The organism is Embleya sp. NBC_00888, from assembly GCF_045207655.1.
GTDB lineage: Bacteria > Actinomycetota > Actinomycetes > Streptomycetales > Streptomycetaceae > Embleya.
The window spans coordinates 2,820,117-2,832,459 of sequence record NZ_CP108784.1 but is presented as its reverse complement, the minus strand read 5'-3'; the positions used below and the strand labels follow the sequence as shown (position 1 = coordinate 2,832,459).

5 protein-coding genes are annotated in these 12,343 nt (G+C 68.0%); 1 reads left to right on the top strand and 4 read right to left on the bottom strand.

The window, feature by feature from the left end:
• Positions 1–2: 2 nt before the first annotated feature.
• Positions 3–629 carry a TetR/AcrR family transcriptional regulator gene (locus OG948_RS11375; protein WP_395862238.1) on the bottom strand — a complete coding sequence of 209 codons (627 nt, stop codon included), beginning with the start codon at positions 627–629 and terminating at the stop codon, positions 3–5.
• Positions 630–880: 251 nt separating this feature from the next.
• Between OG948_RS11375 and OG948_RS11370 the strand changes: the two genes are divergently transcribed.
• Entirely contained in the window at positions 881–3,889 is a 3,009-nt protein-coding gene (locus OG948_RS11370) for a bifunctional [glutamine synthetase] adenylyltransferase/[glutamine synthetase]-adenylyl-L-tyrosine phosphorylase (RefSeq protein ID WP_406300230.1), read from the top strand.
• On the opposite strand, the gene OG948_RS11365 is transcribed toward OG948_RS11370, so the two are convergent.
• The 3 genes from OG948_RS11365 to OG948_RS11355 all read right to left on the bottom strand — a co-directional run bounded on the left by OG948_RS11365 (position 3,853) and on the right by OG948_RS11355 (position 12,239).
• The gene (locus OG948_RS11365; RefSeq protein WP_406295926.1) at positions 3,853–4,734 is read right to left on the bottom strand and encodes a phosphatase PAP2 family protein; all 882 of its coding nucleotides are present in this window, start codon (positions 4,732–4,734) and stop codon (positions 3,853–3,855) included. The two genes, OG948_RS11370 and OG948_RS11365, sit on opposite strands and share 37 nt — an antisense overlap.
• Positions 4,735–5,241: 507 nt before the next feature.
• Positions 5,242–6,690 carry an MFS transporter gene (locus OG948_RS11360; RefSeq protein ID WP_406295924.1) on the bottom strand — a complete coding sequence of 483 codons (1,449 nt, stop codon included), beginning with the start codon at positions 6,688–6,690 and terminating at the stop codon, positions 5,242–5,244.
• Between the two features lie 4,007 nt (positions 6,691–10,697).
• On the bottom strand, positions 10,698–12,239 hold the full coding sequence (locus OG948_RS11355) for a peptide deformylase (RefSeq protein WP_406295922.1): 1,542 nt from the start codon (positions 12,237–12,239) through the stop codon (positions 10,698–10,700).
• Between the last annotated feature and the right edge of the window lie 104 nt (positions 12,240–12,343).

The window sequence follows — 12,343 nt, the reverse complement described above, 5'->3', positions numbered from 1 at the left end:
GCTCAGGTCATCGGCGGGCCGAGGAGTTCGAGGATGTAGCGGACGTACGCGTCCTTGTCCTCGCCCTGGGGCAGCAGCTGCGGTGCGCCCCGGCGGATCAGCGCGATGCCGACGGTCATCGTCAGCGCGGTCAGCGCGTGTCGGTAGGCGGCGTCGGCGGGCAGGCCGAGTTCCTCGGTGAGCCGGGCGCCGAACTCCAGGCGGCGGCGGGTGACCTGCTCCAGGATCGGGCCCACCACCGGGTGCTGGGCGTGGATCAGCAGCGTGGTGGTGATGTCCGCGCCGCTGGGCGCGGTGAACGCGTACTCGGTGAGTCGGCGCCCGCGCTCCACCGGATCCTCGATGCGTTCGGCGGCGGCCATCAGTTCCTCGGACTCGGCCACCCAGCGTTCCAGCGCGGCCTGGATGAGCGAGTCGCGGTCCTTGAAGTGCCAGTAGAAGCTGCCCTTGGTGGTGCCGAGGCGTTCCGCGAGGGGTTCCACCGCGACCGCGCCCAAGCCGCCCTCTCGCATCGCCTCCAGGGCCGCCCGAGCCCAGTCCTCTCGGCTGAGGGTGCGGCGGCCGGGGCGAGCGGGCCGGTCCGGATCGTCGTCTGATTGAACCCTCTCCGAGGGAACACCGTTGCGCATGGCACCTACGCTAACGTAGGGTGACGTCCCGTACGGTGGCGTATGGCAGCTCGTCGCTACGGAGGCCTCTTCGGGCCGTGGGACGGACGGCTCGCAGAGTGGAACTGTCGTCCGCCACCGGGCGAGGGCGCGCCGCATTCAAGTTCGCCGCGGTCGGGGGGCTCGGCGAGCCCCGTGCGGCGCGTCCACATTCCCAGTTCCGTTCTTGATCGATCAGCCGTTTCACCGGATACGCTCGGCCGGTGACCTCTGTGGATCAGCCTCGCGAACCGGCGGCCACCGACGGGCGCCTGGTTCGGCTCGGCTTCACCGACATCGCGGGCGCCGCACGCAATCTGCGCGATCCGGCCCTGCTCGGCGCCGGGGACGACTCGCTCTTCCTGGACGCCCTCGCCGCCACCGCCGACCCCGACCTCGCGCTGCTCGGCCTGGTGCGACTCGCCGAAGCCGCCGCCGACGCCTCCGTCCTGCTCTCCACCCTCGCGTCCGCGAAGCCCTTCCGCGATCGCATACTGGGCGTTCTGGGAGTCAGCGCGGCACTGGGCGACCACCTCGCGCGGCACCCCGAGGACTGGCGCTCCCTGGTCACCTACGACGTGCAGGACGCCCGACCCACCCCCGCCTACTTCCACGCCGTGCTCACCACCGCCACCGCCGGCCTGCGCGGCGACCCGGCGCTGGACGCGCTGCGGATCGGCTACCGCCGCTGCCTGCTCTCGATCGCCGCCCGCGACGTGTGCGGCAGCGCCGACGAGCCGACCGTGGCCACCGAACTCGCCGACCTGGCCGGCGCCACCCTGGACGCCGCGCTCGACCTGGTCCGGCGCGAACACCCGGTCGAGGCCGAGCAGTGCCGGCTCGCGGTGATCGGCATGGGCAAGTGCGGCGGGCGCGAACTCAACTACATCAGCGACGTGGACGTGGTCTTCGTCGCCGAGGCCCCACCCGGCGTGCCCGAGGGGGTCGCGGTCGCCGCCGCCAATCGGCTGGCCGGCGCGCTGATGCGGACCTGCTCGGCGACCACCGTCGAGGGCTCGATCTGGGAAGTGGACGCCAACCTGCGCCCGGAGGGCCGCAACGGCCCGCTCACCCGCACCCTGGCCAGCCACCTCGCCTACTACGAACGCTGGGCCAAGACCTGGGAGTTCCAGGCCCTGCTCAAGGCCCGTCCGGTGGCCGGCGACCCGGCGCTGGGCAAGAAGTACCTGGACAGCGTGTCCCCGTTGGTGTGGACCGCCGCCCGCCGGGAGAACTTCGTCGCCGACGTGCAGGCGATGCGCCGCCGGGTGGTGGACAGCATTCCGGCGCGCGAGGTGGAGCGCGAGGTCAAGCTCGGCCCCGGCGGCCTGCGCGACATCGAATTCGCGGTCCAGCTCCTGCAGTTGGTGCACGGCAAATCCGACCGGACGCTGCGCAGCGGCTCGACGCTGGACGCGCTCGCCGCGCTGTCCGCGGCGGGCTACGTGGGCCGCGACGACGGCGCCGCGCTGGACGCCGCGTACCGCTTCCTGCGCACGCTCGAGCACCGGATCCAGCTCTTCCGGCTGCGCCGCACCCACCTGATGCCGACCGACCCCGGCGAACTGCGCCGGATCGGCCGCTCGATGGGCATGCGCTCGAACCCGGTGGGCGAACTGGAGAAGGCCTGGAGACAGCAGACGGTGGAGGTGCGCCGGCTGCACGAGAAGTTGTTCTACCGGCCACTGCTGGACGCGGTCGCCCGGCTCAAGGCGGGCGAGCAGCGGCTCACCCCCGAGGCCGCGCGGGCCCGCTTCGAGGCGCTGGGGTACGCCGACCCGGCCGCCGCGATGCGCCACCTGGAGGCACTCGCCTCCGGGGTCAGCCGGCGCGCATCGATCCAGCGCACGCTGCTGCCGGTGATGCTGAGCTGGTTCGCCGACTCGGCGGATCCGGACGCCGGGCTGCTCGCCTTCCGGCAGGTCTCCGACGCGCTCGGCAACACGCACTGGTACCTGCGCCTGCTGCGCGACTCCGGGGCGGGCTCGTCGGGGGCGGCGGCGGAGAACATGGCCCGCGTGCTCGCGTCCGGGCGGCTCGCGCCGGACCTGGTGCTGCGTGCGCCCGAGGCGGTCGCGATGCTCGGCGACGGGGACGGGCTGCGGCCACGCTCGCGGGCGGCCCTGGAGACCGAGATCCTGGCCGCGGTGGGGCGGGCGCCGGGTCCGGAGAGCGCGGTGCAGGCGGCGCGCAGCGTGCGTCGGCGCGAGCTGTTCCGGATCGTCGCCACCGATGTGCTGGGCCGACTGGACGTGGACGCCACCGGCAAGGCGCTCACCGATGTCAACGCGGCGACGCTGACCGGCGCGCTCCAAGCCGCCATAGACACGTGCGAGCGCACCCGGGGGCCGATCCCGACCCGGCTCGCGATCATCGCGATGGGGCGGTTCGGCGGCTACGAGCAGGGCTACGGCAGCGACGCGGACGTGATGTTCGTGCACGAGCCGATCGAGGGCGCCGAGGAGGAGGCCGCGTCCCGGGCCGCGCAGTTCGTGTGCAACGAGGTGCGCAGGCTGCTGCAGATCCCGTCCACGGATCCGCCGCTGCTGATCGACGCCGACCTGCGGCCCGAGGGACGGCAGGGTCCGCTGGTGCGCACGCTCGCGTCGTATCGCGCCTACTACGAGCGCTGGTCCAAGCTGTGGGAGAGCCAGGCGCTGCTGCGGGCCGACTTCACCTCGGGGGACGCCGACCTGGGCCGGCGGTTCCTGGAGATGGTCGATCCGCTGCGTTATCCGGCGGGTGGGATCGACGACACGCAGGTGCGGGAGATCCGGCGGATGAAGGCCCGGATCGAGTCCGAGCGGCTGCCCCGCGGCGCCGATCCGACCACGCACACCAAGCTCGGGCGCGGCGGGCTGGCCGACGTGGAATGGGTGGTGCAACTGTTGCAGCTCCGGCACGCGCACGCGGTGCCCGCGTTGCGGGTGACCGGCACCCGGCAGGGGCTCGCGGCGGCCCGGGACGCGGGACTGCTCGACCCGCACGACGCGCGGATCCTGGACGACGCCTGGGTCGTGGCCACCCGGGTGCGCAACGCGGTGATGATCGTGCGCGGCCGGTCCTCGGACAGCTTCCCGTCCGATGTGCGCGAGCTGGGCGGGGTGGCCCGGCTGCTCGGCCACCGGCCGGACGAGACCGGCAGCCTGCTCGAGGAGTATCGACGCATGACGCGGCTCGCCCGGGGCGTGGTGGACCGGGTGTTCTACGGCGAGGACGAGACTTCGACCGGCTCGCGCTGAGGCCGCTCGCCGGCTTCGTCGCCGTGCCCCTCGTCGCGCGTGCCCGCGCGCGGGCGTACCGGCCGCCCGTGGGGCTCGGGCGCGGAGCGTGGGTCGTCCGGCGGGTACTGCGGGAAGCGGTACGCGGAGCGCCCGTTGAGCAGGCACTGCAGGCCGAAGGCGGCGGCGAGGGTAATCCAGCCGCCGACCGCGTCCAGCACGAAGTGGTTGCCGGTGGCCACGATCACGAACAGCGTGGTGATCGGATACAACACACCGAGCACCTTGGCCCACATCGGCCGCGCGAACATCACGATGGCCATCGCGCACCACGTCGACCAGCCGATGTGCATCGACGGCATCGCGGCGTACTGGTTGGAGACGTTCTTCATGTCGCCGGACGCCATCGAGCCCCACGTGTGGTGGACCAGGACGGTGTCGATGTAGCCCGCGCCCGGTAGCAGGCGGGGCGGGGCCAGGGCATAGAAGAAGTATCCGAACAGGGCCAGGCCGGTGGTCAGGAACAACACCGTGCGCACGGCCCGGTATCGGCCGGGGTGTCTGTGGAAGAGCCACACCAGGACGCCGATGGTCACCACGAAGTGCAGCGTCGCGTAGTAGTAGTTCATCGACACGATCAACCATGTGACGCCGTTCACGGCGTGGTTGACGCTGTGTTCGATGTCGATGTGCAGCGTCTTCTCGAAATCGAGCAGTTGCCAGGCGCGCTCCACCGCGACGTGTCGGCGCTCGGGTACCGCGTTGCGGACCAGCGAATAGACCCAGTAACTCAACGCGATCAACGCCAGTTCGACCACGAATCGCGGACGACGCGGCGTGCTCAGATAGACACGCAATCGGGTCATCGTGGGGATTGGCTGCATGATTGTCCGTCCGGCTTCGTCGGTCACCCGTCGCCCCGACGGCGGCATGGTCTCTCGGCTCGGATTGCCCCCCATGGCTCAAGTCTGCCAGAGCCCATCCTTTCGCCGATCACCCTGTAGGGCCATCCGAGGGCGATCTTCTCCTTCTCGGGTGGGAGGAATCGGGGCGTAATGGGGGAGATCTCCGGGGGTGTTCGGGTGTCCGGCGGGGAGGGCCGCGGCCGGCCTCGGGGGTTTCGAGGGTGGAGGCGGTGGAGGTTCGCACGTGCGCGTGCCGCCCTCCGGTTCGTGGAGGGCGGCACGCGGTGTGCGGTCGCTGTGCGGTCACTGTGTGGTTGTTTTGTTGCTCTTCGTGTGCTCTTCGTGTGCTCCTCGTGCTCTCTTGGCGCGCTCTTGGTGCGCTCGTCGAACGGTGGCGTGAGTCCTCGTGGGGTCTCGGGTTCGGGTGGGATGGGTGGCCCCGGCCGGGGGTGGTGGGCCGGGATGTGATCAGTGGGTCGAGACGGACTCGGGGGGATTGTCGGCGGGAGTGCTTCCCGCGGTCGTGGTGGCCGGCTTGCGGAGGGTGACGGCGGCGATCAGGGCGCCGGCGGCGGCGATCGCGGCGGCGCCGAGGAAGGCGGCGGAGAAGCCGTCGGTGAGCGCGTCGGCGTTGCCGACCTCCCGGGCGCCGTGCGCGGCGGCGACGGCGGTCATCGCGGCCAGGCCGAGGGCCGAGCCGATCTGGTAGCTGGTGTTGACGATGCCGGAGGCGAGGCCGCCCTCCTCGGGCCGCGCGCTGGAGATCGCGGTGCCGAGCGAGGGGATGAAGGCCAGGGCCATGCCCGCGGCGGCGAGCAGCGAGGCGGGCAGGACGTCGACCCAGTACGAGCCGTCGGACCGGGCGAAGGACAGCCACAACATGCCGCCAGCGAGCGCGGCGAGGCCGGTGACCACGAGCGGGTTGGGGCCGAAGCGGGCGATCAGGCGCGGGGCGAGCACGATCATCATCACCATGATGGCCACGGTCATCGGCAGCAGCGCGGATCCGGAGGCGAAGGCGCCCAGACCGAGCACCTGCTGCAGGTAGAGATTGAGGAAGAACCACATCGGGATCCAGGCGCCCGCCATCAAGAACTGGGCGAGGTTGGCGGCGGCCAGGCCCGGCGTACGCAGGATGCGCAGCGGCATCAGCGGCTCGGTCCGCTTGGCCTGGAGGAGCAGGAACAGCGCGACGAGCGCGATGCCGGCGGCGAGGACCAGCAGGGTCTCGGCGGAGCCCCAGCCGGTCTCCGGGGCGCGGACGACGGCGTACACGGCGGCGCCGAGGCCGGCGGTGACGGTGACCGCGCCGAGGAGGTCGACGCCGCCGCGGCGGGCGGGGGCGTCGGGCATCAGCGCCGGGGTCGCGACGAGGGCGAGGATCGCGACGGGGATGTTGACGTAGAAGACCCAGGGCCAGCTCGCGTATTCGGTGATCAGGCCGCCGAGGAAGACGCCGGCCGTGCCACCGGCCGGTGCCGCCGCGCCGTACAGCGCGAACGCCTTGGTGAGCTCCTTGGGGTTGCCGCCGAAGAGCATCATCAGCAGGGTCAGCGCCGAGGGCGCGATCAGCGCGGCGCCGACACCCTGGACGGCACGTCCGGCGAGCTCGACCCAGACCTCGTTCGCGAGGCCCGCCCCGAGCGAGCCGACCCCCAGGATCGCCCACCCGGTGGAGAACATCCGCTTGGCCCCGAAGAGGTCCGACAGCCGCCCGCCGAGCAGGAGCAGCCCGCCGAACGCGACGACGTAGGCGTTGAACACCCAGGACAGATTCTCCTGCGAGAACCCGAGATCGGTGCGCATCTCGGGCAGAGCCACACCGATGATCGACGTATCCATGATGACCATGAACTGAGCCAGCGCAATCAGCGCAAGCGCCGCCCAGCGACGCGGATTCGGCTGGGGTTGAGACATCGTGATCACTCCGTAGATACACGTGGGGGGTATCGAGCGATCAGGAACATACCCTAGGGGGGTATCGATGACCAGAGGTTGAGCAGGAATACCACACGGGGGTATGCGAACGGCGGGCCCCGGCGCCTCGAATTCGGCACCGCCACCCCCGCCTCCGCCTCGGGCCGCACGACGAAACGGCCTTGCCCCCGCAGATGAGCGCGGGGGCAAGGCCGTTTCGTCGTGGGCGCGTGGGCGCGGGCGCGGCACCCACCCTGAGCCGGCCGGCCGCACACGAAGAAGGCCGTCGACCGCGCTATGGGCAGCGGTCGACGGCCTTGTCTTCGGGGGCGGGAGCGCCCGGCTACTTCGGCTTAAATGTCGAAGAAGTGATCCGGGCGATCCGCTGACCTGCGGGAATGTCGTGGTATGAGCCCTGACCCGCACAAACGCCTTGCACGACTGCTCATCGTTTCGCGCCATTTCTTGCCCTGGTATGCCCTCCTCGTGTCCTGCTTCTCGGGATTGCTCCATGAGCACGGTTGCGGTTGCGGCGTGGATTGGGGCACCCTGATATCGGCCGAACGGCGGCCCGTTCCGACACCATGCTGCCCCGCTGTGGTGTCTCATTTAGGGACTTAAGAAGCCAGCGCTCCACCGTCTCGAGTTGTCCATGTGGCCCCGCGCCTTTGAAACAGGCGCGTCGATCGGTTGTCGAGTGCTTTGGGGCAGCGGTGCTCGGGAACGGATTGTGACGATGGGTGCTAGTGGACGCCTGAGCGTATTGGCGCGGACTCGATGCCGCTACACAGGCGAGTCGTACGCGCTGGCCAAGAACATGCTCCGGACTATGACGCATAGGCCGTTTTTGCCGGATGCAGACGGGGGTCAAGCCCTGTTGGAGGCGCAAGTGATGATGCGCCTGGGGGGCGGAGGTGAATGGTGGGCCCACCCGCTCGGCATCGCTGGCGTGGTGCTGACAGAACCCGAACCCGTTGTAATGCTGGACAGTCACACGACCTTGTCCAACGGAAGCGCGTACAGCATGGCCGGATATGCAGTGGAGTCTCTGCTTCCCTCCATAGCTTCAGATTCTGAATTGTGCGGTGCGCTGGGACTGCGGGTTGCCTGCGTTACCGGACCGGACATGGTGCTGACCAAGACTTCCGGCGACTCGAGTCTGCGCCTGCGAGGCCGCCCAGGTACAAATTGGCAGACTGAACTGGCACGGCATGAACGGTGGTTGAGAGGGCGCGATGCTCGTCCCTTGTGGGACGAACCGAGGCTGACAGTCCGTGAAGCCGAAGACTTGCGTCAGTCTCCTTGGGCGGACGTCCATCCTGGCATGTCGTGGATCGGTTCCAGCCTGCTCCGTCGTGTCGCGCTTTTCCACACGGCGAGTAACGCCTACTCGACCCGTTCCTGGCAGTCGGATAAGTGGGTCTTCGAGCTTGACACCGTGCGGGGCGTTCCGGCGGAGCACAACGAATTTCTCGATGCTCTGATGGATACCAAGTGGGGCCTGCCGCTTCGAGTCGTCCAAGGACATTGCAGCTGTGGCCACAGGCCCCCCGAGTACCCCCGCGCATATCTGCGGTCGTGTACTTACGACTTGGAACATCCAACCGACGGAATACGCGGACTTCAGATCAGGTTCCGCTACGGGAACGCCACGTACGGCGAAGACGTGAGATCTGAGCTAAGTACACTGGGTGCAGACCCAAGATGGCTCGACAAAGTACTTCCTGAGACGAGTCCAGACGTCATAGCCCGGTGCTCACGACGCAGCGTTCACCAACCGGCGATGGAGGGTGCATCGTGAGCTGGGACGCGATCACGTTGTCAGTGCTGGCAACCTTTGGTGTCGTGATTCTCGTGCTGGCGCAGGTACGAGAAGTCCTTGAGAAGGTGCCGGGGATAGTCCTGGCTTGGCACGACGCCCGTAGGAGCCTTCGAGGCGGATCTACACCTGCGAACACGTCTGCGATCCCGTCTCAAGTTACGAGTGACACTCTACTTCCGGGGTCTGAGCCTTCAGCATCGAGCGGTCTCGTTGGTCGGGATCCGAATCGGATACAAGAAGGCAACGGCATGTAGTCCAGCTATCCTAGGACTGGTGTAGGCATGCCACCCGCGTCATATTCCAGATCGGCGACGTAACTCAGCACCCTTTTCCCATCTCAATTGGATATCGAGGTAGGAAATCGGTTATCGATGCTGCTCTGGGGTGTTCCGGAGGGTGCTGAAGGCCCAAGTGAGACGGAAACTGGGACGGCCAACCACGAATGCCCCGACCGTATGGCGGTCGGGGCATTCGTTTTGCCTGTTATGGCTGAGAGGATACGAGATTCGAACTTGCGAGGGGGTGAATCCAGCACGCTTTCCAACCGTTCGATCTGGAGTTCAGTGCCAGATGCGGGCGTTCCCACCTGCGATGGAGCTAACGGCTCGGCTTGCTCCGGACATCACTGAACTCGCGTGAATGCAACCAGAACGGCAACCAAGCTCTGGCTGCGATGCTCAGCTGCGAACAGCTACGGTAACCAGCAGGGACACGGCCGAAGTTCAAGCAACGGCTGGCGCTATCCCGCGGTGAGGCTGCGGGCGCCAAGAGCGAACAGCAGCCTGGTACCGCTGACGGCTATCTGTTCTTCCGTCGGCCCAGCGAAGTCGGAGTGTTCGCTGGGAAGCGGATCCAATGTGGCATCCCCAGTGCGGGGCAGATTGGGTAGCAACATCGCACGAACCTCCTCCAGATGGTTCACGTGCACCTCACCAGTGCTAACGAGCACACCTCCGCGCATTCTGATTTCTAGCTCGAAGATCAGCGAATCAGGTGTAGCTGGGGCAGTTGCGCCTCGTGAATGGACCACGGCCAGATGGACTTTTGGAGGCTCGAACAGCGGACGAGCTATCGCCAGGAGCGTTTCACTGTTGAAGACTCCCGTGTAGAGGGAGTCGCGAACGGCGTGCAAGAGCGCGCGACGGTCGCGCGCTGTGGCCAGTCGTGGATCATCTAGCGGAAGAATGAGCTGGTGCGCTCTCTCTAGCGCGTGGGCCTTCGCGGTTCGTGGGTCGCCGACATGAGTCATGAGCGCGCGGAGGGCTTGACGAGCTGCTACCCACTGGTCACCCCAGTGCAGCCACATGGCCAGAGGGATGCGCGCGAGTAGCGAGATACGCCGTGTTTCTAACCTCTTCCGCAGGAGCAATTGGAAGAGAATGCGCTGGTGCGCGGAGTACAGACCCTTGTCTGAGCCGTGAGGGCCTGACCGACGCCGTTGAGGCTTGTCGAGTAGCCCCTTCGACACCCAATCGTGTACGAGACGTGGGGTGGCGGCATGTCCCGCAGTTGCGGCGTCATGTACAAGGTCATCGATGGTGCCGGAGGAGGTGAGCGTCACACGCGGAAATTACACCGAATTCGTAGGATCGTAGGGGCCATTGGCGTCACATCGGCAGTGTTTCGACTCCTAGGCTCGGATGTGCCACAACAGGGGACGCCGCCGACCGGAGCTTGCCGGCATGGTCGGCGACGCCCCCTGCGAGTACGGCACCAAGAACTCCGCTAAGGAGAGCGATGATTAACACCTTTGAAGACTCTAGGGCAACTCTGTCCGAGGATCGGGGCGAGGACGGCACACATGGACAGCAGCACCGTCGGCGTACGTACGGTCAAACGATCGGACTGAGCGCGGTGCGAGGGGCAGCGTCTGCGGCAGGTGCCGCAGTGGTCAGCTTCATTGTCCTGTGGATTCAGCACTACTGAGCTGGGTGCGTACAGCGAGGGCCTCCGTTGCGACGGAGGCCCTCTGCAGCTGAGGCGGACCATGACGGCGGTTGGTAAGACAGCGTGTGCGTAACCGGAGTTGGGGCTCGCCTGAAGGGATCATCCGTCCGGCGATGAGTCCTAGGTGTTCTGAGCTGCGGCGGAGCGACCCGCCAGCCGGGTTCGGGACGGTGTTGGACAGGGGTGAATGCAACCAAAACTGCGACCACGTGGCCCCGGCTCAGTGGAGCCTTCGTAGCTATCGGTCGTAGGACCAGGCGTGGCCGGTCTGCCGGTATTGCTCGACGGGGATGGGCTCGACGTCGGTCCGCATTCGCGCGGTGTACAGCAGGCCGTCGAGGTGGTCGATTTCGTGGTGGATCAGGCGGGCGAGCCCGCGTTCGTAGGCGGTGACCGTCGCCTGGCCGTCCGGGTTGGTGGTCTCCACGGTGATCCACAAGGGACGGGGGACCAGGCCGCGGACGTCGAAGAAGGACAGGCAGCCTTCGAATTGCTCGTCCGTCTCGTCGGCGTGTTCGATGATGCGCGGGTTCAGCAGGACGATCGGCGGGGTGTCGGGGTCGGCGGGCCGGACGATGGCGGCGGCTCGGCCGATACGGATTTGCGGTGCCGCGATGCCCATGCCCTTGGCGAAGGGATGGACTTGGCCGATGCGCTCCATCGCGGTGAACAGCTTCTCGACGATTTCCTCGGCGCTTTGGCGCTCGGTCGGCAGGTCGAAGGGGCGGGCGGGCTCGGCGAGGATGGGGGTGCCCTCCTGGACGACGCCGAGGTCACGCATCTGATCGCTGGGCCGCACCTGGATCACCTGAACTCCCCTTGGGCCGTGTCGTGTTCGTTCGGGTCGGGCTCGGAATCGCCATTCCAGACGGTAGCGGGCGTGGAGGGTGGGTGTGGACGTGCTCCAGGAGAAGACCCACAAACCTGCCTCGTCGCGCCGGATCGGGGCGGTCCGCAACGGCACCGCTTCGGCGGTCATCGACGTCTCGGTGCCCCAGACCGCCGGATCGAGCTCGGCGGGGAAGGCGAGTTCGACCTCCAGGTGCTCGGTGGGCAGGCGGACCGCGCGCTGGAACCAGCGGCCCCACTTCTCCTCGCCGACCGAATAGGCGTACTCGATCCACACCGACTCGCCCGGGTACAGCGGGAAGCGGCCTTGCTCGTTCTCGAAGAGCAGCCAGATCTCCTTGAACGCATCGCGGTCGTGCTTGGCCTGCCAGTTCATTGCCTCTCCGCGGCAGGTTGCGGTCAGCGCGAGTTCGTCCCAGGTCAGCGGGTGTTCGCGATAGTGCGCGTTGGAGCGCTCCGGCTCGCCGGGGTAGCGGTCCACGCTGATGCGGATGAGGTAGCGGGTGATCGGCTCGCCGCCGGTGTTGCGCAGCAGTCGGCGCATCGTCAGCCGGTAGCCGGCGCCGTCGAACTCGAGGCGGGCGGCGTCGTGTTCGACGATGATCGCCGAGCCGGTCGCGTACGGCTGCTCTGTCCGGCGGTGCGCCGGCGGGGCGGTGCCCGGCACGGTCCGGCTTCTGGCCGCCTCATAGTCCAGCCAGCGCTTCCGCAGGGCCTTGCCCGCGTTCAGGATGTCCTCGGCTCGGCGGGCGAAGTCCTCGGTGGGCTTGTGCCTCCCGGATTCCACGTGGCTCACGTACGACGGGTCGAAGCCCATCTTGATGGCCAACTTCCGCTTGGACAGGCCCCGCACCTCGCGCCAATGGGCGACCTCCGCTGCGAACGCCTCGGCGGCCTGCTCGACCGTCAGGGCGTTGTCCCGCGCGTCCATCGAAGCCCCCGCCCTGGCCGCCGGATGAGATGAGTGAACCGTGAGTGATCCCAATTCATCATTTTGTCACGGTCCCGATCGCCAGTTTCCTTCTTTCACCGACC